Genomic DNA, 22,062 nt, shown 5'->3' with positions numbered 1-22,062 from the left:
GTTCTCCTGTGGGGGAAGGAAGGCTGCGGTCGGTCAGCAGTCGGTCAGTACGGCCTTGGAGGTGCCGTCCACGACACCCGGAGCGCCGGCCGCGCCCGGCAGCACGACCGGGCCCTCGACGACCTCCGGCGCCACGAAGTTCTGTTCCGGAGTGGGATTGGTGACGGTCGTCGCCTCACGCGCGTCGATCCGCACTCGCCATTCGCCCGTCATGCGCTGCATCTTCGGCGTGAACTCCATGTGGAGCACCTTGCCGACGGGGACTTCCCGCTGTTCCGTGTCACCGGCGGTCGCCGACCTGACGGTCATGTCGAGGGTGCCCTTGTGCTTGACCCAGGATCCGCTCAGCGCCCCGAAGAGCCCTCCGGCACCGCCCTGCTGGGTGGAGGTGTACTTGCCCTGGCCCTGTGCGGCGGTCGCCTGCCAGGTGACCGACACCTTCGCCGGTTCGGTGGCGTTCGGTTCGCAGTTCGGGAAGTCGATGGAGGCCTTTTCGGTCGGTCCGTCGAAGGTCTCGAAGTTCGTCTCGACGAAATCGCAGTTGTCGGACGCGAAACCGGGCCCGGCGATGGGGTGGCCACCGAAGTCGGAGATGGACTGCTGTTTCCCGTTGAGGACCTTGGCCCTCTGGCACATCGTCATGATCTGCTCGGGTGTCTTCTCGTCGGCGGCGTTCGCCGACGGCAGCAGCACCGTGGCCACGGCACCGCCGGTCACGAGGGCCGATCCGATCGCGATGATCCTGATCTTTCTGTTCTTCAGTCTTCTCTTGGCCATGGGCCAGATCCTGGAAGTTCCCGACCGCCCCCGACAGGGTCAAACATCCCTACTTGCGGGTTACGTGAGAATCGCCTCAGCAACGCCCAGGGCTTGCATCTGACGCTTCGTCAGGTATCTCGGTACGATGCGGAATCCACCGTGTCCACCGCGCGAAGGGGGCTGCCATGGGCAAGCTCGACGGACGGGTCGTCATCATCACCGGCGCAGCGCGCGGCCAGGGCGAGCAGGAGGCCAGGCTGTTCGCGGCCGAGGGTGCCCGGGTGGTCGTGGCGGACGTCCTCGACGAGCAGGGCGAGGCCCTCGCGAAGGAGATCGGCGCCCGGTACGTCCATCTCGACGTCGGCCGGGAGGGCGACTGGCAGACGGCCGTCGCCGCCGCCAGGGACGCCTACGGCCAGGTCGACGGGCTCGTCAACAACGCCGGCATCCTGCGCTTCAGCTCCCTCCTCGACACGCCCCTCGACGAGTTCATGCAGGTCGTCCAGGTCAACCAGGTGGGCTGCTTCCTCGGTATCAGGGCCGTCGCCCCCGAGATGTCCGACGGCGGCACGATCGTCAACACCGCCTCGTACACCGGCCTGACCGGGATGGCGGCGGTGGGTGCCTACGCGGCCAGCAAGCACGCCGTGGTCGGTCTGACCCGGGTCGCCGCGCTGGAGCTGGCCGGGCGGGGGATACGCGTCAACGCCGTCTGCCCCGGCGCCATCGACACCGCGATGTCCAACCCGGCCCGGCTGGACCCGGACGCCGACCCGGAGGAGACGGCCAGGGGGCTCGACCGGCTGTACCGCAAGCTCGTGCCGCTGGGGCGGGTCGGCCGGCCGGAGGAGGTGGCGCGGCTCGCCCTGTTCCTGTCGTGCGAGGAGTCCTCCTACATCACCGGGCAGCCGTTCGTGATCGACGGCGGGTGGCTGGCGGGCGTGAGCGTCGTCTGAGCCCCGCTCGGGCTGACGAACCGTCAGCTATTGACGCTCCCGGGGGAGCGGTGGAACAGTCGGAGCCATGTATCTGACGGATCGTCAGAACTGACCGTGGGGCGGTGAATCTCCTTGGAATTCGGAGTCTTCGTACAGGGATACGTGGGCAAACGGGCCGAGACCGACCCGCTCGCCGAGCACAAGGCGCTGATGGAGGAGACCGAGTACGTCATCCAGGCGGACAAGTCGGGCTTCAAGTACGCCTGGGCCTCCGAGCACCACTTCCTGGATGAGTACTCGCACCTCTCCGCCAACGACGTCTTCCTCGGGTACCTGGCACACGCCACGGAGCGGATCCACCTGGGCTCGGGCATCTTCAACCCGCTCGCCCCGGTCAACCACCCCGTGAAGGTCGCCGAGAAGGTCGCCATGCTCGACCATCTCAGCGAGGGGCGGTTCGAGTTCGGCAGCGGGCGGGGTGCCGGGTCGCACGAGATCCTGGGCTTCATGCCTGGGGTGACCGACATGAACCACACCAAGGAGATCTGGGAAGAGACCATCGCCGAGTTCCCCAAGATGTGGCTCCAGGACGAGTACGTCGGCTTCCAGGGCAAACACTGGTCGCTGCCGCCGAGGAAGGTCCTGCCGAAGCCGTACGGCGGCTCGCACCCGGCGATGTGGTACGCGGCCGGGTCGCCGCCGTCGTACGCCATGGCCGCGAAGAAGGGGCTCGGCGTGCTCGGCTTCAGCGTGCAGAAGGTCTCCGACATGGAGTGGGTGCTGGAGCAGTACAAGACGGCGATCGTGGATGCCGAGCCGGTCGGTGACTTCGTCAACGACAACGTGATGGTGACGACCACGGCGATCTGTGCGCCGACGCATGAGGAGGCGGTGCGGATCGCGGCGAACGGGCAGCTGCACTATCTGCCGTCGCTGGTGTTCCGGTACCACGACACGTTCCCGCGGCCCGAGGGGTTTCCGGTGTGGCCGGAAACGCTGCCGGAGTACACCGAGGAGTTCGTGGAGGTCCTCATCGAGGAGGAGCTGCTGATCTGCGGGGATCCGGACGAAGTGCTCACGCAGTGCAAGCGGTGGGAGCAGGCGGGGGCGGACCAGTTGAGTTTCGGGCTGCCGGTGGGGGTGCCGAAGGACGAGACCCTGCAGACGATCCGGCTGGTCGGGGAGCACGTGGTTCCGAAGATCGATACGGATCCTGTGCATCGGACGTCCCGTTTCCGGCAGAGCGCGTAATCGCCGTAGGGGTGCGGGCCGTGTGGCGAGTGCGGGTGGCGTGTGGCAGGTCGCGCCCACGCGGCGGAGCCGCAAGTCGATACAGCCCCGCGCCCCTAGGCAACTCGTCCCACCGCACATCAGGAGGTGAGCCCAATGCTCGATCACGTAATCCAGGGCGCGACCGTCGTGGACGGGACCGGTGCGCCTGCCTACACCGCCGACGTCGGCATACGGGACGGGCGTATAGCCGTCGTAGGGACGATCACCGAGCAAGCCCTGTCGGTCGAGGACGCGCACGGCCTCGTCCTCACCCCCGGCTTCGTAGACCCCCACACCCACTACGACGCCCAGCTCTTCTGGGACCCGTACGCCACGCCCTCCCTGAACCACGGGGTCACCACCGTCGCCGGCGGGAACTGCGGTTTCACACTCGCGCCGCTGAACCCGGACCGCCCGGAGGACGCCGACTACACGCGGCGGATGATGTCGAAGGTCGAGGGCATGTCGCTGGTGGCGCTGGAGGAGGGGGCGCCCTGGAACTGGCATTCCTTCGGGGAGTACCTGGACGCCCTGGAGGGGCGGATCGCCGTCAACGCCGGGTTCATGGTGGGGCACTGTGCGCTGCGGCGGTACGTGATGGGACCGCAGGCCATCGGCGGGCAGCCGACCGGGGAGCAACTGGCGGCGATGACCGGGCTGTTGCGGGAGGCCATGGACGCCGGGGCCTGGGGGTTGTCCACCACCCAGTCGACCAGTCACTCCGACGGCGATGGACAGCCGGTCGCCTCCCGGCATGCCGAACCGGCCGAGCTGCTGGCGCTGGCGCGGGCCGTCGGCGAGCACGAGGGCACGCAGATCGAGGCGATCGTCGCGGGCTGTCTCGATCAGTTCAGCGACGCGGAGATCGACCTGTTCGTCGAGATGAGCGCGGCGGCGGGGCGGCCGCTGAACTGGAACGTCCTGACCATCGACGCGGCCGTGCCCGAGCGGGTGCCCCGGCAGCTCCTGGCGAGCGAGCAGGCGCGCAAGGCGGGCGGCCGGGTCGTGGCCCTGACCATGCCGATCCTCACGCCCATGAACATGTCGCTGGGGACTTTCTGTGCGCTGAACCTCATCCCCGGGTGGGGGCCGATTCTCGGGCTGCCCGTGCCCGAGCGGATCGAGAAGCTGCGCGACCCGGACGTACGGGCCGAGATGCTGCGGCGGGCCCGGTCCAAGGAGGCGGGCGTCTTCCGGAGGCTGGCGAACTTCGGGCGGTACGTCATCGGCGACACCTACAGCGAGGCGAACGCCGGGCTGACGGGGCGCGTGGTCGAGGACATCGCCGAGGAGCGCGGCCAGGAGCCCTTCGCGTGCCTGGTGGAGATCTGCGCCCACGACGAGCTGCGCACGGTGCTGTGGCCGATGCCGCCCGACAACGACCCGGCGTCCTGGGCGCTGCGGGCGCAGACCTGGCAGCACGAGGACGTGCTGCTCGGCGGGTCCGACGCGGGTGCCCATCTGGACCGGATGTGCGGGGCGCCGTACACGACCCGGTTCCTCGGGGACTGTCTGCGCGGCCGGAAGCTCCTCGCTCTGGAGCAGGCCGTGAAGATGCTGACCGACGACCCGGCCCGGCTCTTCGGCCTGCGGGAGCGGGGGCGGGTGCGGGAGGGCTGGCATGCGGACCTCGTCCTGTTCGACCCGGAGCGGATCGACGCGGGCCCGGCCACCCTGGTGCACGACCTGCCGGGTGACAGCCCGCGGCTGGACTCCCGGGCGCTCGGTGTACGGGCCGTGTGGGTCAACGGGGTCGAGGCGATCCGCGACGACGTGGTGACGGGTGCCGTGCCGGGGCGTGTGCTGCGGTCGGGACGGGACACGGCGACGGTGAGCACGAGGTGACGGCACGGCAGGCGTTGTTCGTCGGCGGCTCCTGGGTGGAGCCGGACGGCGGGCACTACGAGGTGATCGACCCGGCGACCGAGCAGACCGTCGGGTGGGCGCCGGAGGCCTCGCGGGATCAGGTGCGCGCGGCCTGCGCCGCGGCCCGCGAGGCCTTCGGGCCGTGGTCGGCCACGCCTCCGGAGGAGCGGGCCGCGGTCCTCGCCCGCGCCGCGGACATCATCCGGGACCGTCTCGTGCCGTACGCCGAGCTGGCCCGGGCGGAGACCGGCGCGACCACGGGTACCGCACGCGGCATGCAGGTCGCGGTCGCCGCCGCCCGCTTCCGGCGCTACGCGCGTGTGGAGCCCGCCGAGTGGGCGATCCCGCCGCAGATCAACGAGGCGGGACCGATGGGGAGGGCGGCCGTCATGGGCGCGCTCGCCGTCCGCCAGCCCGTCGGGGTGGTCACCTGCGTCACCTCGTACAACAACCCCTGGGCCAACCCGGCCGGCAAGATCGCCCCCGCCCTGGCCATGGGCAACACGGTCGTGGTGAAGCCGGCACCCCAGGATCCGCTGTCGGTGTACCGGATGGCTCAGGCGCTGGAGGCCGCCGGTGTGCCGCCGGGCGTGGTGAACGTGGTCAGCGGCGCACGGACCGAGGTCGGTGAGGCGGCCGTGGCGTCGCCGGACGTCGACATGGTCAGCTTCACCGGCTCCACGGCGGTCGGGCAGCGCATCGCCGAGGTGTGCGGCCGCGACATGAAGCGGCAGTTGATGGAGCTGGGCGGGAAGGGCGCGGCGATCGTCCTCGACGACGCCGACATCGGCTCGGCGGTCGCCGGGATCGGCACCACCTTCTCCTTCTACAGCGGCCAGATCTGCACGGCACCGACCCGGGTGCTGGCGCAGCGCGGGATCCACGACCGCCTGGTCGGGCAACTGGCCGAATATGCACGCCGGTTGAAGGTGGGGGATCCCCGGGAGCCGGACACGGTGGTCGGGCCGGTGATCTCGGCGGCACACCGCGACCGGGTCGAGTCGTACGTCGAACTGGGCCGCAAGGAAGGCGCGGTGGCCGTCACGGGCGGCGAACGCCCCGGCCTGCCGACCGGCTTCTACGTCACCCCCACCCTCCTCGCCGACTGCACCAACGACATGCGCGTGGCCCGCGAGGAGATCTTCGGCCCGGTCGTGGTCGTCATCCCCTTCGACGACGAGGAGGAGGGCGTGGCCCTGGCCAACGACACCGACTACGGCCTCATCGACTACGTCTGGTCGTCCGACGTGGCCAGGGCCTTCCGCGTGGCCCGCCGCCTGCGCGCCGGCGGCGTCGGCATCAACACCGTGGGCCGCAACATGGAGGCCCCCTTCGGCGGCTTCAAGAAGAGCGGTGTCGGCCGGGACGTCGGCTCGTACGCCCTGCACGCGTACAGCGAGGTACAGGCGGTCGTCTGGCCGGGGTGAGGACCGTGCGCCGGGGGCGCCAGGGGGCCGTCAGTCCGCCAGATCCACCCGCACCGTCAGCAGATCCGTCCCGAACGCCCGCACCCCAAGGCCGTTGAACCTGGGCAGCCGGCGCAGCCGCGCCACGGGATCGTCGTCCGGGAGCAGGCGCGCGGTCCCCGTGTGCCAGCGCCCCCGGATCCGCACCCGCACCCGCGGATCGGCCTTGATGTTGCGCACGTACTGCGACCGTTCGCCGAACTCCGACACCAGCCAGAAGGAGTCGCCGACGCGGCGGCCGCCCACCGGTGTGCGGCGGGGCAGGCCCGAGACGCGGCCCTTCGTCTCCAGGACCGTCTGGAGGGGGAGGCGGCGCATGAGCGGGTTGATGCGGCGCTGGAAGGACGTGGCGGCGCGGAACCTCAGGTCGGTGAGGCGGGACATCGTCGGGGGTCTCCTTCGCACCAAGCTCTCACGGTTTCTTCAATGGTTCCTGCTTCAATGATCCCTGACGCGGCGGGACGAGAGCGGGTGGTTGCGGATGCGGATCGTGACCTGGAACCTGTGGTGGCGCTTCGGGCCCTGGCAGGCACGGCAGAAGGCGATTCTCACGGCCCTGAGGGAGCTGCGCCCCGACGTCGTCGGCCTCCAGGAGGTGTGGGCCGCCGACGGCGAGAACCTCGCCGAGTGGCTGGCCGGTGAGCTGGGCCTGCACTGCGCCTGGGCCCCCTCGCCCGCCCCGGAGCGCTGGCGGCGGCGGATCGGGGATCCCACCGTGGACATAGGCAACGCCGTGCTCAGCAGATGGCCGGTCGTGGACCGGGACGTGCTGCCGCTGCCCGCCCCGGCCGACGTGAACGACGGCCGGCTGGCCCTCTACGCCCGCCTGGCCGGCCCCGCCCACGAAATCCCCTTCTTCACCGCCCACTTCGCCTCCGCCCCGGACGCCTCCGCGGTCCGCTGCGGCCAGGTCGCCGCGCTCGCAGGGTTCGTCGCCCGGCGCCGCGGCGACACCCCGTTCCCGCCCGTCGTCACCGGCGACCTCAACGCCTGGCCCGACTCCGACGAGATCCGCCTCCTCGGCGGCTACAAGACCGCCCCGGCCGTCCCCCGCCAGGTCCTCCTCGACGCCTGGGAGTACGCCGACCCGGCCGCCCCCTCCGCCACCTGGGACGCGGCCAACCCCTACGTGGCGCAGACCCACGAGCCGAGCGTGCGCATCGACTACATCCACGTGGGCCTACCCGGCCCCGGCGGACTCGGCCGCGTACGGGACGTCCGGCGGGCGTGCCACGGCCCGGTGGACGGGGTGTGGCCCTCCGACCACGCGGCGGTCGTGGCCGACCTGGCGGAGGGGCCGGACCCCGACCGGGGCTGATGTCACCTCATCCCGTGGCGCGCCCCAGGAAGATCGGGTTCGTGAACGCCGCCAGCACCCCCGGCACCGGCCCCGCCGCCGCCTCGTGCCGCAGTTCCGCCCGTACGTACGCCGCGTAGGACGGCGTCGTCCGCCACTCGACGACACCCGAGCCGGACACCGGCAGCGGGGCGCTGGTGTGCAGCACGCCCTGGTCGGTGATGAAGCGGACCGTGCAGCGCGGGGCGCCCGTGACCTCCAGGCGGACGGTGACCGGGGTGTCGCGGTCCACCCGCAACCGCTCGCCGATGCCCGCGTGTTCGCCGCGTGCACCGTACGCCCGGAACGACAGCTCGACCTTGGCGGACTCGGCGATGTACGACCGTCCCGCCCGGATGCCCTCCTGGATCGCCCGGCGGGTCAGCTCGTCGGCCAGGACGACCGTCTGGGGGCGCCCCACGGCGTCCGGGTCGCGGTGGGCGTCGCTGCTGCCCATCGCCGGGATCCAGTCGCGCCCGTCCCGCACGGACGCCACCAGCATGCTGTCCCAGTCGGCGAGGGCCACCTCGTCGTCGGGCGTGTAGGGGCCGTTCCACACCTCGACCGCGTCCGCCTCGCCGAAGCCGAACTTCCAGTTGCAGCCGACGCACGTGGCGTGCGGGTGGGCCGGGACGACCAGGCCCCCGGCGCGGCGGATCTGGCGGGCGAAGCGGCCGAAGCGGTTGTCGCGGGCCCGGTAGCGCCAGTCGACGAAGGTCCCCGGGTCGGTGCCGAGCGCGACGACGTGACCGTTGCGCGTGGTGACCTCCTCGCCCAGCATGACCAGCAGGTCGTCCCCGGCCACGTCCGACCAGTGGGCGTGCGCCGCGTGCGTGTTGTGCTCGGAGGAGTTGATGAAGTCCAGCCCCGCCGCCCGCGCCAGCGCCCCGATCTCGGCGGGGGTGCGGCGGCCGTCGGAGTACCAGGAGTGCAGATGGCAGTCGCCCCGGTACCAGGCACGGCCCCGGCCCCTGGCCCGGTCCGGCGGATACACCGGCCGGGCGGCCTCGCCCGGCTCGCCGTACGTCAGCGTGATCGTGATCTCGTACGACAGGCCCTGCGGGGCGACCGTGTACGGGCCGAGCGCGATGTGCCAGGTGCCCTCGCGCACCGGGCCCGGGATGTAGCCGGGCGTGGCCTCGTCCGCGCGGATGAAGAACTCCGTGCGCGCCCCGCCCGACCAGCCCCTGAAGCCCCGGCCGCCGAGCTCGGTGCCGCGGTCGTCGAAGATGCCGATGTCGAGGGCGTTGCCGGTCGTGCCGGCCGGGACGGACGGGCGGTCGTAGGTGTAGGCGACCTTGATCTCCCGGACCCCGGCCGGGACCTCGACCGGCACGTACACGAAGTCCGGGGAGCCGGGCGGCAGGGTGCCGCGCACCGTTCTGCTCTCCTGGTCCCCGTCGTCCTGGTTCCCGTCGGCCGCTGAAGCGAAGCTCACGCTTCCCAACGTAAGCGCGGCGGCCGCTCCCGTCACGAACAGAGCGCGCCGGCCGAGCCCGCCGTGGTTGTCCTCGCACATGCTGCTGCTCCCCAGGTGTCGTCGGTGACAAGGCATGGGTGGTGCGGGGGTGGTGCGTGCAACCCTTGTATTGAGCCGTGAACCGGCGTGTAAGGGAAGGGAATCCGGGGGCGGGAAGCAGCCGAACAGGCCGGGTCGGCCGGGGAGTTCAGGCGGTGAGCCCGGCGTCGCGGGCCAGCAGGGCCGCCTGCACCCGGTTGGTGACCTCCAGCGCGGTGAGGATGCGGCTGACGTGGGCCTTGACGGTGCTCTCGCGCATGCCGAGGCGGTCGGCGATGTCGGCGTTGGTCTCGCCCTGGGCGAGCAGGGTCAGCACGTCGCGTTCCCGGGGTGTGAGCCGGTCGAGCCGGGCGCGGGCGGCGGTCGCCTGCGGGCCGCCGGAGCGGTGGTGGCGGTCGATGAGGCGGCGGGCGGCGCTGGGGTGGAGCATCGCCGAGCCGGCGGCGACGAGGTGGACGGCGCGCAGGATCTCGGCCGGGTCCGTGTCCTTCAGCAGGAAGCCGTCGGCCCCGGCCGCGAGGGCGTCGTAGACGTACTCGTCGAGATCGAAGGTGGTCAGCGTGATCACCCGCGGCGGGTGGGGCAGGGCGCGCAGCCGGGCCGTGGCCGTGATGCCGTCCATGCGGGGCATACGGACGTCCACGAGGGCGATGTCGACGCGGTGCGCGGTGGCCTGCTCGACGGCGTGCAGGCCGTCGGACGCCTGGGCGACGACCTCGATCCCGGGGTCGCCGTCGAGGAGGTCGGTGAGGCCCAGGCGGACCAGGGCGTCGTCGTCGGCGATCAGGACGCGGATCATGTGGGGGTGCCGTTCTGTACGAGGGCGGCGGGGTGCGGGATGCGGGCGGCCAGCCGCCAGCTGCCGGCCCCGCCGGGTCCGGCGTGCAGCTGGCCGCCGAGGGCGGTGACGCGCTCGCGCAGGCCGACCAGCCCGAAACCGGAGGCGACGGCGTGTGCGGCCGGGCTGCCGGGGGCGTTGGTGACCTCCACGGTGGTGGCGGGCGGCCGGTAGCAGAGCTGGATGCGCACCGGGGCGCCCCCGGCGTGCTTACGGGCGTTCGTCAGCGCTTCCTGGACGAGCCGGTAGACGGCCAGCCGGTGGGCGGCGGGAGCCTGCTCGGGCCGGCCCTCCACCCGCAGCTCGGCCTGCTGCCCCGCCGCCCGTGCCTGCTCGACCAGTGCGTCCACGTCGCGCAGGACGGGGACGGGAGCGGCCTCGGTGGGCTCGCAGCCGGGGTCGCGCAGGGCTCCGAGGACGTCGCGGAGGTCGGCCAGGGCCTCGGTGGAGGCGGTGCGCAGCAGGGCCAGGCGTTCCACGACCGGCGCGGGCAACTGCTCGCTGCGCGTCGCGAGGACGCCCGTGTGCAGGGCGATCAGGCTCAGGCGGTGGGCCAGTACGTCGTGCATCTCCGCGGCGATCCGGGACCGCTCGGCGGCGCGGGCGGCCTCCTCGCGCAACTCCCGCTCGATCCGCAGGTGCTCGACCTGGTCGCCCAGCGCCGTCAGCAGCCGGCGGCGGTTGCCCACCCACAGCCCGCCGACCAGGGCCAGCAGCACGAACAGGGTGGAGCCGTACTGCTGCGGGGTCCACAGCGAGACCGCCGGGGGGATGAGCAGGTTGGCGCCCAGCGCGACCGCGGCGCAGCCCACCGCGATCCGGGCACGCCGGCGGGCCGCCAGGTCGAACAGCACGACGAGGAGCAGCGGCAGCAGCGGCCACCCCCACAGCCCGGTCGCCGCGGTGGCCGGCAGGGCGGCGGCGTACCAGGGCAACCGGCGCACCAGCAGGGCCAGTCCGCACAGCACCGCCGTCACCGTGACCGGCGTGACGTACCGGCCGCCGGCGGTGGAGGCGCTGTTCAGCACGGCGAGGGCGGTCAGCAGCACGACCAGGCACCAGCGCCCGTAGGTGCCCCACAGCAGGCTCACTCTCCGCATCACTCCCCGGATCCTAGGCTGGCCGGGCCCGTCCGGCCTCCGACCTCGGTCGCCCTCGACCCCCTACTTTCGTAGAGGAAGACCGCCGCACAACGAAGGATTTCCGGGCATGGTCTGCTTCCTAGCGTCGAAACCATGGATTCCCGAACCATGGACTGGACGTTCCTCACCGAAGCGGCCCGTGATCCGCGCACCACGGGGGCCGTCGCCCCCAGCGGCAAGGCCCTGGCCCGTGCGCTGACCGACCCGGTGCGGGCCCTCGCACCACGACCGCTGACCGTCCTGGAGGCGGGAGCCGGAACCGGCGCGGTCACCCGCGCCCTCATTCCGCAGCTGCCGCCGGGCAGCCGCCTGGACGTCGTCGAGGCCAACCCCCGCTTCACCGGCCGGCTGCGCCGCCTGGCCGACACGCACCCCCTCCTGGCCGGGGAGCCGGAGCGGGTCCGGGTCCACCGCTCCTACGTCGAGGAGCTGCCGGGCGAGCAGCGCTACGACGTGATCGTCTCCGGCCTGCCCCTGACCAACTTCACGCCCGGCCAGACCGAAACGATCATGGCCCGGTACCTGGAGCTCCTCCACCCCGGCGGCACCCTCACCTACTTCGCCTACCGGGGCACCCGGCAGGCCCGTGCCCTGCTGTCCTCCCGCGCGCAGGCCCGCCGGCACCACGCCGTCGAGGAGGTCATGGCCGCCTACCAGCGCCGGTACGCCACCGGCCGCTGGTCGGTGTGGGCGAACCTGCCCCCGGCCAGGGTCTGGCAGCTGCGGCGCCCGTACCGCGACGCGCCGGACCCGCGGGACGGGCTGCGGGACGTCACCGGCACGGGAGCCCGCCGGTGAGTGTCCCGTCGGACTTCCTCGGCCAGGTCTCCGCCACCACCGCCTACGCGGTCCTCGCGGCGGCGGTCCTGGCCGAGTCCGTCCTGCTGGTCGGCGCCTTCGTCCCCACCCTCGGCCTGCTGCTGGCGGCCGGGGCGCTGGCCCGCGCCGGGCACCTGAGCCTGCCGCTCGTCGTCGGGGTCACGGCGGGCGCCGCGGTGGCCGGTGACCTGCTCGGCCACTGCACCGGAGCCCTGCTCGGCGACCGCCTGCGCACGGGACGCCTCGGCAGCCGGGTCCCGGCCACCGCCTGGCGGAACGCCGAGACCCGGATGGACCGCTGCGGCGGCCGGGCGGTGTTCCTGGCCCGTTTCGTTCCGGTGCTCCGCACGCTCACCCCGCACCTCGCGGGCGCCACCCGGCTGCCTTACCGCCGCATCGCGCCCTACAGCGCGGTCGCCGCCGTGCTGTGGGCCACCGCCGAGGCCGGCACGGGTTACGCGGCGCTGGCGACGGCCACCTGAGGATGCCGACTGGTCGGTATGGATACTCGGGTCCTGCTCAGGTACAGATAGGTCATGCGCATCGCCGTAACGATCTTCCTCACCGACGAGACGATCACCCCGACCCGGCTCGCCCGCGAGCTGGAGGACCGCGGTTTCGCCGGGCTGTATCTGCCCGAGCACACGCACATCCCCGTCGAGCGGACCACCCCGTACCCGGCGGGCGGCGAGCTGCCGCGCGAGTACGGCCGCACCCTCGACCCGTTCGTGGCGCTCGGCCAGGCCGCCGCCGTCACCGAGCGGCTCGGCCTCGGCACGGGCATCACGCTCGTCGCCCAGCACGACCCGATCGACCTGGCCAAGCAGGTCGCGACCCTGGACCACCTGTCCGGTGGCCGGTTCACGCTCGGGCTCGGCTTCGGCTGGAACGTCGAGGAGGCCGCCGACCACGGCGTACGGTGGCGCACCCGGCGCGAGCTGGTCCGGGACCGGATGGCGCTGATGCGGGCGCTGTGGTCGCAGGAACCGGTCGCGTACGAGGGGGAGTTCGGCAGCGTCCGGGCCAGTCACGCGCACCCCAAGCCCGTCCAGAAGCCGCGCGGCCCGGTCGTCGGCCCGCGCACGCTCGTCGGCGGCGCCGCCGGGCCGAAACTGTTCGCCCACATCTGCGAGTACGCCGACGGCTGGCTCCCCATCGGCGGCCGCGGCCTCTCCGAGTCCCTGCCGCAGCTGCGCACCGCCTGGACCGAAGCGGGCCGCGACCCCGAGGGCCTGCACGTCGTCCCGTACGCGGTCCACCCGACCCCGAGCAAGCTCGCCCACTACGCCGACCTCGGCATCGAGGAGGTCGTGGCACAACTGCCGCCGGCGGGGGAGGCGGAGGTCCTGAAGGCCCTGGACAGGCTTCACGGGTACCTCTGACAACACCTCTGTCAGGAAGGCGAGTTCGCCCGCTGGGCGGTCTGGGACTCGTAGAGGGGCCCTGGAAGGGTCCTGTGACCCACCCGGTCCCGAGCTGCCATGGCCGGCCTTCCACTGACGGGCCTCGGCTGAGTTGATCAGCGCACTCGTATGCTCGAAGGATGACGACTTCCGCGACCTCCGGAACCGGACCCACCGAGAACTCCATGCGTCGCGCCCTGAAACGGGCCAGGGACGGCGTCTCCCTCGACGTCGCCGAGGCGGCCGTCCTGCTCCAGGCCCGGGGCGCGCACCTGGAGGACCTGGCGGCCTCGGCCGCCCGGGTGCGGGACGCGGGTCTCGAGGCGGCCGGCCGGCCCGGCGTCATCACGTACTCCAAGAGCGTCTTCGTCCCGCTGACCCGGCTGTGCCGGGACAAGTGCCACTACTGCACGTTCGTCACCGTCCCCGGCAAGCTGCGCCGGGAGGGCCACGGGATGTTCATGTCCCCCGACGAGGTGCTGGACATCGCCCGCAAGGGCGCCGCCCTGGGCTGCAAGGAAGCCCTCATCACCCTCGGCGACAAGCCCGAGGACCGCTGGCCTCAGGCGCGCGAGTGGCTCGACGCGCACGGCTACGACGACACCATCGCCTACGTCCGCGCCATCTCCGTCCGCATCCTGGAGGAGACGGGCCTTCTTCCCCATCTGAACCCGGGCGTCATGAGCTGGACCGACTTCCAGCGGCTGAAGCCCGTCGCGCCCAGCATGGGCATGATGCTGGAGACCACCGCGACCCGCCTCTGGTCCGAGCCGGGCGGTCCGCATCACGGTTCTCCCGACAAGGAGCCCGCCGTGCGGCTGCGGGTGCTGGAGGACGCCGGGCGTTCCTCCGTGCCCTTCACCTCGGGCATCCTCATAGGCATCGGCGAGAACTACGAGGAGCGCGCCGAGTCCCTGTTCGCTCTGCGCAAGGTCTCCCGGGCCTACCACGGCGTCCAGGAGCTGATCATCCAGAACTTCCGCGCCAAGCCGGACACCGCGATGCGCGGCATGCCCGACGCGGAACTGGACGAACTCGTCGCCACGGTGGCCGTCGCCCGCCTCCTCATGGGCCCCTCGGGCTGCATCCAGGCCCCGCCCAACCTCGTCGACGACGAGTACGAGCGGCTGATCGGCGCCGGCATCGACGACTGGGGCGGGGTGTCCCCGCTGACCATCGACCACGTCAACCCCGAGCGCCCCTGGCCGCAGATCGACCAGCTCGCCGAGAAGTCCCGCGCGGCCGGTTTCGAACTGCGGGAACGCCTTTGCGTGTACCCGGAGTTCGTGCGGCGCGGCGAGCCCTGGCTGGACCCGCGGCTGCGTCCGCACGTGGCGGCGCTGGCCGACCCGGCCACCGGCCTGGCCAGCCCCGAGGCCCTGCCGCAGGGCCTGCCGTGGCAGGAGCCGGAGGAGGTCTTCGTCGCCTCCGGCCGCACGGACCTGCACACCTCGATCGACAGCGAGGGCCGCAGCTCGGACCGCCGCGACGACTTCGACGAGGTGTACGGCGACTGGGGCGCCCTGCGCGAGGCGGCAGCGCCGGGCATGGCACCGGAGCGCATCGACACCGACGTACGGCAGGCCCTGCGCACGGCGGCCGACGACCCCACGAAGCTCACCGACGACGAGGCACTGGCCCTGCTGCACGCGGACGGCCCGGCCCTGGACGCCCTCGCGCGGATCGCCGACGACGTACGCCGGTCGGCCGTCGGCGACGACGTCACCTACATCGTCACCCGCAACATCAACTTCACCAACGTCTGCTACACGGGCTGCCGTTTCTGCGCCTTCGCCCAGCGCCGCACGGACGCCGACGCCTACACCCTGTCCCTGGACCAGGTCGCCGACCGGGCCCAGCAGGCCTGGGACGTCGGCGCGGTGGAGGTCTGCATGCAGGGCGGCATCCACCCGGACCTGCCCGGCACGGCGTACTTCGACATCGCGCGGGCCGTGAAGGAACGCGTCCCCGGCATGCACGTGCACGCCTTCTCGCCGATGGAGGTCGTCAACGGCGCGACCCGTACCGGCATGTCGATCCGCGAGTGGCTGACGGCGGCCAAGGAGGCGGGCCTGGACACCATCCCGGGCACCGCCGCCGAGATCCTCGACGACGAGGTCCGCTGGATCCTCACCAAGGGCAAGCTGCCCGCCGCGGACTGGATCGAGGTCGTGACGACGGCCCACGAGCTGGGCATCCGGTCGTCCTCGACGATGATGTACGGGCATGTCGACCAGCCCCGCCACTGGCTGGGCCACCTGCGCACCCTCGCCGGCATCCAGCAGCGCACCGGCGGCTTCACCGAGTTCGTGACGCTGCCGTTCGTGCACACCAACGCGCCCGTGTACCTCGCGGGCATCGCCCGCCCCGGCCCGACCATGCGGGACAACCGCGCGGTCACGGCCATGGCCCGGCTCCTGCTGCACCCGTACATCCCCAACATCCAGACCAGCTGGGTGAAGCTGGGCACCGAGGGCGCGGCCGAGATGCTCCGCTCGGGCGCCAACGACCTCGGCGGGACGCTCATGGAGGAGACGATCTCCCGCATGGCGGGCTCCTCGTACGGCTCCTACAAGTCGGTCAAGGACCTCATCGCGGTGGCCGACGCCGCGGGCCGCCCGGCGAAACCCCGGAACACCCTGTACGGGGAGGTCCCGCAGGAACGGCAGCGGGTGGCGCAGGCGTCGGACGGGCATCTGCCGGAGCTGTTGCCGGTGCTGGACTGAGCGGCGGAGCGAGGCCGTCTGCTCGCCCCGGCGCCCGACGGCTGATGCGCCGTCACCGTGCGACCCGCTCTGGTTCCGGGGGCCGATGACGGCGGGACGCCGTGTCCCGGTTCAGCCGGTAGCGCGGGCCCGGCGGGCGAAGCCGTCGGAACACCCGTGGGTGGGGTCCCGCAGGAGCGGCAGCGGGCGGCGGAGGCGTCGGACGGGCTTCTGCCGGCGCTGCTGCCGGTTCTTGACCGAGGGGTCTACCGGCCCCCGGCGTCCGCAGGCTGCTGTGCCGTCACGGCACGGTCGGGCGCGGCGCCGGGGCTCTTCGGCGGTGGGAGAGCCGTGCCCCGGCCCAGCCAGAGCAGGAGCAGGCCGAGCGTGCAGGCGATCGCCGGCCAGTAGACGTAGCGGAAGTCCGTCGCGGGCATGATCGGCAGATAGCCGAGGATGTAGGCCGCCGAGCTGATGCCCAGCGCCCGGACCGGCATCGAAAACCGGCCCTTGCCCGGGCGGATGGCCAGCACCAGCGCGACGGCGAGCCAGAACCACCCGCGGAACAGCCACCGCACGTCCGTCACCATGCCGTTGACGTACGTGCCGAGCATGTCCTCCAGCCGGGGATGCGCCACCTCGATGCCCAGGTCATTGCGGCTGACCCCCGCTTTGTACGGATCGTCGGTCTCGAACAGCAGAGTCGTGAAGAGCCGCAGCCGGTACTGGAGATAGTGCGGCACATGCCCGCTCATCTCGCGCAGCCACAGGGACGTGATCTCCCCCGAGTCCCCGCGCAGCCCGTCCGCCGGGCGTTCGTAGCAGGCCCAGTAGGCGTCCGACAGTGCCCCGACGCGCTCGCACTCCTGCGCGGAGGCCACGAGCCGGTCCCTGAGACCGGGTGGCACGTCCGCCGTCCGGAGCTCGTCCACCTCCAGTACGTGGACCAGGTCGTCGAGCATGATCTGCGCTTCCTGTTTCGTCTGGAGGGGCCGCGCGAACAGGGAGATGGCGGCGGACGGTACGACGAGGGCGGCCACGAGCGCCGCCGTGCACGTCACCCACGTACGGCGCCCGGGAGCGCGCCACAGTGCGAGGACCAGCATGACGAAGACGGGGAGCGCGGCGAAGAAGGCGTTCTTGCGCACCAGCATGGCGTACGCGAGGAACAGCACGCCCAGCCCGAGCAGCCCCCACCGCACGGCGGGACGAGGAGGCCGGTGGTCCCGCAGCCGCAGCCCGGTGAGCGCGACCGCGCACGCGGCGAGCAGTGCGACCGCCACGTGGACGTCCTTCCACACCACCCCGACGAACGTCAGCACGAAGGGAGCCAGACCGAGGCCGAGTACGGCGAGTGAACCGCCGCGGCTCGCGGTCAGCTCCCAGACGCACCAGGCCAGTACCCAGAGCGCTCCCCAGAAGAGAACGGCCTGGAGGACGACCATGGACGCGATCGAGCCGGTCACCGCGATGAGCGCACGCCACACCAGGCTCAGCACGGGCGGGTGCCAGTCGGTCAGCGGCGTCTGCCCCCTGGCCTGCCGGAGCTGGTCGAGGCTGTCGGGACTCAGGTAGCCGGGGGCGAACACGAGGATCGTGCCCAGGCAGCAGACCGCGGCGATGCCGGCCAGCCCCAAGACCCAGCGCTGCGCATGCGACACCCATGGCATTTGTCCCATATGCCGGATGCTAGCGGCTCGCCGGATGTCGACGGCTCAGGGTGCGACGAAGACGTAGCGCCGGTAGGCGTAGAAGCGGAACAGGGTCGCGAGCACCCAGCCGAAGATGCGGGCGGTGTTGTCGCTGAGCGGCGAGTCGAGCCCGAGCATCTGCCGGGACACGAAGACCGTGCCCGCCGTGATGGCGAGACCGAAAGCGTTCGCGAGGAGGAACAGGCCCAGTTCGTGGGCCACCTTCTCGCGGTGCTGATGCCGGTAGGTCCAGTAGCGGTTCCCGGCCCAGCTGAACAGCGCGGCGGCACCCGTCGCGACGACGGACGCCTGGACGGGAGCGGCCTCCATCGGCCCGCCCGCCGCGCCGCCGGGCAGCCCGAAGACCAGCAGGTTGTAGCCGCCGTTGTCCACGACGAAGGCCAGGGCCCCGACGACTGAGAACTTGGCGGCCTCGCGCCAGACACCCCGTACGGCATCACGGACGGAACGTGTCACAGAGGCGAGAACCGGCACAGAGCGAGAGTAGCCACCCGGCGCGCCCCCACCTCATGGACGCGCGCATACCGCATGATTTACCCATATGTGACTATTCGACACCGGCTCAGTCGAGGAGTGGGGAGTGGTCGTGGAACCGACGATCGCGTGTGTCGTGCCGTGCCACAACGAGGAGGCGGCCGTCGGCAAAGTGGTCCGCGACCTGCGCGCGGCCCTCCCCGAGGCCGTCGTCTACGTCTACGACAACGCCTCCACCGACCGCACCGTGGACGTCGCCCGCGCGGCGGGCGCGATCGTCCGGCAGGAGCCCCGCAAGGGCAAGGGCAACGTCATCCGCCGCGCCTTCGCCGATGTCGACGCCGACGCCCTGCTCATCATCGACGGCGACGACACCTACGACGCCTCACGCGCCCGGGACATGGTGGACCTGCTCTTCGAGGGGCCGTACGACCAGGTAGTCGGCGCCCGCCGGGTGACGGACGACGGCGCCTACCGGACCGGACACGCGGTCGGCAACAAACTGCTCACCGGGGCGGTGCGGTCCCTGTTCGGCAATGACGTGACCGACATGCTCAGCGGCTACCGGGTCTTCTCCCGCCGCTTCGTGAAGTCCTTCCCGGCGCTGGCCCGGGAGTTCGAGACCGAGACCGAGATGACGATCCACGCACTCCACCTCCGTCTCCCCACGGCGGAGGTGGTCGTGGACTACCGGGTCCGGCCCGCCGGCGGCGAGAGCAAACTGCGCACCTACCGGGACGGCTGGCGCATCCTGCGCGTCATCCTCGACCTGGCGCGCCGCGAGCGCCCCTCCCTCGTCCACACCGTGATCGCCGGCGTCCTGGCCCTGATCTCGGTCGTCCTCGGCATCCCCGTCATCGCCGAGTTCGTCCGCACGGGCACGGTGCCCCGCCTCCCCACGGCGATCCTCGCCGCCGCGATCATGACCATCGCCGCGCTCGTCCTGCTCGTTGGCTACATCCTCGAGTCGCTCACCCACATGCGGCAGGAGCAGACCCGGCTCGTGCACCTCTCCTACCCGGCCCCCGTCCGCACTCCGCGCTACACCGTCCACGGAGCCGGCACCGGCCCCGTACCGGTCCGGAAGGCCGTCGACGGCCCCTGAGCCGCCTGGGGAACAACGCTCTCGCAGTACGATGATCGGAACCCCCGTTCCGCGGGGTCCCGTGACTGAGGAGATGCGTGCCCGTGCCTGCCCGACTTCCTTCGTGGGCCTGGGTGACCGGGCTGACCGTGGGAGCGATAGCCGCGGTGACGGTCCTGGCCGTGCAGGCGGACCGGGGCCCGCACCCCACCGCCACCTCGGCCAAGCCGAGCACCTCGGTGTCGGCGGGCGCGCAGCCCACCCCCACCGCGTCCGTCCCGGCCCGGGTGCCCGACGGCTCCGGCACCGGCCGGCGCATCGTCTACTCCCTCGGCGAGAAGCGGGTGTGGCTGGTCGACGCGAGCGAGGCGACCCGCCGTACGTTCGCCGTGTGGCCGGGCACGGTCAGCCCCGACCCCGGCACGTACACGGTGTCGTCCCGCAACGAGGCCACGACCGGCTCCGACGGCGTCCAGATCGAGCACATCATGTACTTCGCCGCGAAGTCCGGCGTCTCCGTCGCCTTCTCCAACGCGGTCGACGGCGCCTCGCCGCCTCCCGCCGACTCCGGCGCCAAGACGGGCGGAGTCAGGATGCGGAAGGCGGACGGCACGGCACTGTGGGCGTTCGGAACGGTCGGTACGACGGTGACCGTGGTCAGGTAGCCGGGTCCGACTGCTTGGACGGCAGGTGGTTGACGATCAGCACGAGCCCGCTGAACAGGAACGCCCGGGTGGCGGCGTCCAGCCCGTTCCAGCTCTTCGACTGCCACATGGAGAACCACTCACCGCCGATCGCGATGAACCCGGCGCCGAACAGCAGCAACACCATCAGCAGCCCGTACGTGGACATCCGCCGGGCCTGCTGCTGATCCCGTCTGGCCCACAGCCAGCTCCCGTATATGAGGACGAGCGCGGCGACGGTCTCCCAGGCGATGATCGCGACGTAGGCGGCGTCCTGGAGCCCCGTACTCGTGATGGCCCGCCACATCAGGTCCTCGTCCTTGAACGTGGTGTCCATGGCCAGAACATGCCGGACGAACTGCTGGTTGGTGCCGAAGTCGGTGATGTTCCCGAACGCGACCAGCGCCATGTAGAGGGCGACGGTGGCGGTGAGCAGGGTGGCGGCGAGAGGCAGCGCGCCGCGGCGTGATGTGGAGGAGGTGGCCATGCCGATCATTCTTCCCGAACGGCGGTCGCCGACGCGACAGAATGACGATGGAAGCGGGCCGGGCCGGTGAACGGGCCCTGTCTGCCGCCGGGCGCCCTTGCAGGGTGAACAGCATGCGAATTACCTGTGTGTGGATGTAATCCGACCGTGACTTATCGCGTCGTGCCAGGGTAACCTTTGAGCCAAGAGGCTTGTGGTCTGGTCGAGTTGTTTTTGGGAGGTGTGCGATGACGATGGTGCGGCGGCTGATTCCCGACGAACCCCGCTACGAGTCGGCACACTCACTCCCGGACCAATGCCGTTCCCGGTTCCAGCGCGCGTCCGCCTGACCGGTCCCCCCCTTTTCACCCTCAACACCCCTGCATTCAAAGGAGGCATCGGTGTTCGACGAGCGCAAAGAAGCGGAAATGAGGCTGTACTCGGAGGCCCTGGCCCGGGAACTCGCTCTCAAGAAGGAGCGAGCGGAGGCCGAGGAGACCGACACGACTCCTGACCCTGAAACGGCCCCCGCCCAGGACTGAGACTCAGCGTCCCACCGCGAACTCCAGGAATTCGGACCAGGCACCGTCGGTAAATGCCAGGCGGGCGGCGTCCTTGTTCTTGGAGTCGCGGATGTGGATGGTGGGGTGGTGGGTGGGGGATATGGCGACCTCGACGCAATCAGCATCGTCGTTTCCGCTGTAGCTGCTCTTGGACCACTTCAGCGCGGAGATCATGTCTCTTCTCCCAGTACTTTCTCGATGAAGGCCTGTGACTCCCGAGGCGAGAGGGCTTGCGCTCGGATCATTCCATAGCGCATCTCAAGGACCTGAACGTCCCGGGGTTCACTGATCACTCTGTCGTGCAGCTGACCTGCAGAGTGCCCAAGCGCCTTGCCGTCTCGTAGCTTCAGCACACGGAAGGGGCCCATCAGGCCCGCGTGATCCTCCCGGTCCGTGGGCATCACCTGGATCTCGACGTGCCGCAACTTACCGACCTCCAACAGGTGTTCGAGTTGCCGGCGCAGCACCATTCTCCCCCCGAGGGGGCGCCGCAGGGTCATCTCTTCCTGGACAAAGGTGAGCAGCGGCCGTGGCACCCTGTCGAAAACGGCCTTCCGTGCCATGCGTGCGGCGACGAGTCGTTCGATCTCCTCCTCGGTGTAGGCCGGCCGCCGCATCGCGTACAAGGCGTGTGCGTACTCCGGTGTCTGGAGCAGACCGTGAACATGGAGGCTGGCGTAGGCGCCGAGCTCGACGGCGTCGTCCTCCAGCTTCGTCAGGTCCCGTACCTTCTTCGGGTACCGAGCCTCCTCCACATCCTTCTTCATCGCCGAGATCTTGCCCCCGGCCCCGAGCACCTCGTCGGTCTTGTCCAGGAAGTCCGGCTTGGGGATCCGCCTCGCCCGCTCCACGGACGAAACCATCTCCTCGCCGTACCCGATCGCCGAGCCCAGCTCCGTCTGCTTCAGCCCCGCGGCCTCGCGCCACATCTTGATCTGCCGCCCGACCGTCCTGAGCACGGCCGCCGCTTCCTCGTCCTCCACGCCTTCCCCTCCTGACGTACGAGCCGTACGACCC

At 71.4% G+C, this 22,062-nt stretch carries 21 protein-coding genes; 11 read left to right on the top strand and 10 right to left on the bottom strand.

The annotated features are described in order from the left end of the window. Positions 1-33: 33 nt before the first annotated feature. Entirely contained in the window at positions 34-777 is a 744-nt protein-coding gene (locus PV963_RS19675) for a hypothetical protein (protein WP_274817050.1), read from the bottom strand. Positions 778-944: 167 nt separating this feature from the next. Between PV963_RS19675 and PV963_RS19670 the strand changes: the two genes are divergently transcribed. The 4 genes from PV963_RS19670 (at position 945) to PV963_RS19655 (ending at position 6,262) form a co-directional block, all read left to right on the top strand. Continuing rightward, positions 945-1,715, top strand: coding sequence for an SDR family NAD(P)-dependent oxidoreductase (locus PV963_RS19670; RefSeq protein ID WP_274817049.1), 771 nt, complete (start codon positions 945-947; stop codon positions 1,713-1,715). 114 nt (positions 1,716-1,829) lie between these two features. Next, positions 1,830-2,948: an LLM class flavin-dependent oxidoreductase gene (locus PV963_RS19665; protein WP_274817048.1), complete on the top strand. Its 1,119-nt coding sequence runs from the start codon at positions 1,830-1,832 to the stop codon at positions 2,946-2,948. A 135-nt stretch (positions 2,949-3,083) separates the two neighbouring features. Next, the gene (locus PV963_RS19660) at positions 3,084-4,814 is read left to right on the top strand and encodes an N-acyl-D-amino-acid deacylase family protein (RefSeq protein ID WP_274817047.1); all 1,731 of its coding nucleotides are present in this window, start codon (positions 3,084-3,086) and stop codon (positions 4,812-4,814) included. Continuing rightward, positions 4,811-6,262 (top strand): aldehyde dehydrogenase family protein, encoded by a 1,452-nt coding sequence (locus PV963_RS19655; RefSeq protein WP_274817046.1) that lies wholly within the window; start codon positions 4,811-4,813, stop codon positions 6,260-6,262. Before PV963_RS19660 ends, PV963_RS19655 begins: the two co-directional genes overlap by 4 nt. A gap of 30 nt (positions 6,263-6,292) precedes the next feature. On the opposite strand, the gene PV963_RS19650 is transcribed toward PV963_RS19655, so the two are convergent. Continuing rightward, a complete protein-coding gene (locus PV963_RS19650) occupies positions 6,293-6,685 on the bottom strand; it encodes a nitroreductase/quinone reductase family protein (RefSeq protein ID WP_274817045.1) in 393 nt (130 codons plus the stop codon). A gap of 97 nt (positions 6,686-6,782) precedes the next feature. Between PV963_RS19650 and PV963_RS19645 the strand changes: the two genes are divergently transcribed. Next, positions 6,783-7,619 carry an endonuclease/exonuclease/phosphatase family protein gene (locus PV963_RS19645; RefSeq protein WP_274817044.1) on the top strand — a complete coding sequence of 279 codons (837 nt, stop codon included), beginning with the start codon at positions 6,783-6,785 and terminating at the stop codon, positions 7,617-7,619. A gap of 7 nt (positions 7,620-7,626) precedes the next feature. On the opposite strand, the gene PV963_RS19640 is transcribed toward PV963_RS19645, so the two are convergent. The 3 genes from PV963_RS19640 to PV963_RS19630 all read right to left on the bottom strand — a co-directional run bounded on the left by PV963_RS19640 (position 7,627) and on the right by PV963_RS19630 (position 11,094). Continuing rightward, complete coding sequence (locus tag PV963_RS19640; RefSeq protein WP_274817043.1) at positions 7,627-9,156, bottom strand: CehA/McbA family metallohydrolase; 1,530 nt, start codon at positions 9,154-9,156, stop codon at positions 7,627-7,629. 148 nt (positions 9,157-9,304) lie between these two features. Next, complete coding sequence (locus PV963_RS19635) at positions 9,305-9,955, bottom strand: response regulator (RefSeq protein WP_274817042.1); 651 nt, start codon at positions 9,953-9,955, stop codon at positions 9,305-9,307. Then, positions 9,952-11,094 (bottom strand): sensor histidine kinase, encoded by a 1,143-nt coding sequence (locus PV963_RS19630; protein WP_274817041.1) that lies wholly within the window; start codon positions 11,092-11,094, stop codon positions 9,952-9,954. Before PV963_RS19630 ends, PV963_RS19635 begins: the two co-directional genes overlap by 4 nt. 135 nt (positions 11,095-11,229) lie before the next feature. On the opposite strand from PV963_RS19630, the gene PV963_RS19625 reads away from it, so the two are divergent. The 4 genes from PV963_RS19625 (at position 11,230) to PV963_RS19610 (ending at position 16,084) form a co-directional block, all read left to right on the top strand. Continuing rightward, positions 11,230-11,934, top strand: coding sequence for a class I SAM-dependent methyltransferase (locus PV963_RS19625; RefSeq protein WP_274817040.1), 705 nt, complete (start codon positions 11,230-11,232; stop codon positions 11,932-11,934). Further along, the gene (locus tag PV963_RS19620; RefSeq protein ID WP_274817039.1) at positions 11,931-12,437 is read left to right on the top strand and encodes a DedA family protein; all 507 of its coding nucleotides are present in this window, start codon (positions 11,931-11,933) and stop codon (positions 12,435-12,437) included. Before PV963_RS19625 ends, PV963_RS19620 begins: the two co-directional genes overlap by 4 nt. 54 nt (positions 12,438-12,491) lie before the next feature. After that, on the top strand, positions 12,492-13,337 hold the full coding sequence (locus PV963_RS19615) for an LLM class F420-dependent oxidoreductase (protein ID WP_274817038.1): 846 nt from the start codon (positions 12,492-12,494) through the stop codon (positions 13,335-13,337). Between the two features lie 161 nt (positions 13,338-13,498). After that, complete coding sequence (locus tag PV963_RS19610; protein ID WP_274817037.1) at positions 13,499-16,084, top strand: bifunctional FO biosynthesis protein CofGH; 2,586 nt, start codon at positions 13,499-13,501, stop codon at positions 16,082-16,084. 245 nt (positions 16,085-16,329) lie between these two features. On the opposite strand, the gene PV963_RS19605 is transcribed toward PV963_RS19610, so the two are convergent. Together PV963_RS19605 and PV963_RS19600 are read right to left on the bottom strand one after the other, a co-directional pair. After that, positions 16,330-17,742 carry a hypothetical protein gene (locus tag PV963_RS19605; protein WP_425540922.1) on the bottom strand — a complete coding sequence of 471 codons (1,413 nt, stop codon included), beginning with the start codon at positions 17,740-17,742 and terminating at the stop codon, positions 16,330-16,332. 36 nt (positions 17,743-17,778) lie between these two features. Further along, complete coding sequence (locus PV963_RS19600) at positions 17,779-18,231, bottom strand: GtrA family protein (protein WP_274817036.1); 453 nt, start codon at positions 18,229-18,231, stop codon at positions 17,779-17,781. A gap of 124 nt (positions 18,232-18,355) precedes the next feature. Between PV963_RS19600 and PV963_RS19595 the strand changes: the two genes are divergently transcribed. Beyond that, positions 18,356-19,354: a glycosyltransferase family 2 protein gene (locus tag PV963_RS19595; protein WP_342456389.1), complete on the top strand. Its 999-nt coding sequence runs from the start codon at positions 18,356-18,358 to the stop codon at positions 19,352-19,354. A gap of 83 nt (positions 19,355-19,437) precedes the next feature. Continuing rightward, a complete protein-coding gene (locus tag PV963_RS19590) occupies positions 19,438-19,998 on the top strand; it encodes a hypothetical protein (RefSeq protein ID WP_274817034.1) in 561 nt (186 codons plus the stop codon). Here PV963_RS19590 and PV963_RS19585 read toward each other — a convergent pair. From PV963_RS19585 to PV963_RS19575, 3 genes are all read right to left on the bottom strand, one after another. Next, a complete protein-coding gene (locus PV963_RS19585) occupies positions 19,991-20,503 on the bottom strand; it encodes a DUF2165 domain-containing protein (protein ID WP_274817033.1) in 513 nt (170 codons plus the stop codon). The genes PV963_RS19590 and PV963_RS19585 overlap by 8 nt on opposite strands. Positions 20,504-21,027: 524 nt before the next feature. Then, positions 21,028-21,219, bottom strand: coding sequence for a DUF397 domain-containing protein (locus tag PV963_RS19580; protein ID WP_274817032.1), 192 nt, complete (start codon positions 21,217-21,219; stop codon positions 21,028-21,030). Beyond that, positions 21,216-22,028 (bottom strand): helix-turn-helix domain-containing protein, encoded by an 813-nt coding sequence (locus tag PV963_RS19575; protein ID WP_274817031.1) that lies wholly within the window; start codon positions 22,026-22,028, stop codon positions 21,216-21,218. The genes PV963_RS19580 and PV963_RS19575 overlap by 4 nt, the downstream gene beginning before the upstream one ends. Between the last annotated feature and the right edge of the window lie 34 nt (positions 22,029-22,062).

Origin of the sequence: Streptomyces coeruleorubidus (genome assembly GCF_028885415.1) — a bacterium.
GTDB classification, from domain to species: Bacteria; Actinomycetota; Actinomycetes; order Streptomycetales; family Streptomycetaceae; genus Streptomyces; species Streptomyces coeruleorubidus_A.
The sequence above is the reverse complement of the archived record's forward strand: the minus strand, read 5'-3'. Positions and strand labels throughout refer to the sequence as shown.

What these genes read in the sequence shown, in the direction of transcription:
- PV963_RS19580 (WP_274817032.1), bottom strand. Translation starts at nt 21,219, where the DNA reads ATGATCTCCGCGCTGAAGTGGTCCAAGAGCAGCTACAGCGGAAACGAC.
- PV963_RS19650 (WP_274817045.1), bottom strand. Translation starts at nt 6,685, where the DNA reads ATGTCCCGCCTCACCGACCTGAGGTTCCGCGCCGCCACGTCCTTCCAG.
- PV963_RS19670 (WP_274817049.1), top strand. Translation starts at nt 945, where the DNA reads ATGGGCAAGCTCGACGGACGGGTCGTCATCATCACCGGCGCAGCGCGC.
- PV963_RS19610 (WP_274817037.1), top strand. Translation starts at nt 13,499, where the DNA reads ATGACGACTTCCGCGACCTCCGGAACCGGACCCACCGAGAACTCCATG.
- PV963_RS19605 (WP_425540922.1), bottom strand. Translation starts at nt 17,742, where the DNA reads ATGGGACAAATGCCATGGGTGTCGCATGCGCAGCGCTGGGTCTTGGGG.
- PV963_RS19635 (WP_274817042.1), bottom strand. Translation starts at nt 9,955, where the DNA reads ATGATCCGCGTCCTGATCGCCGACGACGACGCCCTGGTCCGCCTGGGC.
- PV963_RS19675 (WP_274817050.1), bottom strand. Translation starts at nt 777, where the DNA reads ATGGCCAAGAGAAGACTGAAGAACAGAAAGATCAGGATCATCGCGATC.
- PV963_RS19660 (WP_274817047.1), top strand. Translation starts at nt 3,084, where the DNA reads ATGCTCGATCACGTAATCCAGGGCGCGACCGTCGTGGACGGGACCGGT.
- PV963_RS19645 (WP_274817044.1), top strand. Translation starts at nt 6,783, where the DNA reads ATGCGGATCGTGACCTGGAACCTGTGGTGGCGCTTCGGGCCCTGGCAG.
- PV963_RS19640 (WP_274817043.1), bottom strand. Translation starts at nt 9,156, where the DNA reads ATGTGCGAGGACAACCACGGCGGGCTCGGCCGGCGCGCTCTGTTCGTG.
- PV963_RS19585 (WP_274817033.1), bottom strand. Translation starts at nt 20,503, where the DNA reads ATGGCCACCTCCTCCACATCACGCCGCGGCGCGCTGCCTCTCGCCGCC.
- PV963_RS19630 (WP_274817041.1), bottom strand. Translation starts at nt 11,094, where the DNA reads ATGCGGAGAGTGAGCCTGCTGTGGGGCACCTACGGGCGCTGGTGCCTG.
- PV963_RS19615 (WP_274817038.1), top strand. Translation starts at nt 12,492, where the DNA reads ATGCGCATCGCCGTAACGATCTTCCTCACCGACGAGACGATCACCCCG.
- PV963_RS19625 (WP_274817040.1), top strand. Translation starts at nt 11,230, where the DNA reads ATGGATTCCCGAACCATGGACTGGACGTTCCTCACCGAAGCGGCCCGT.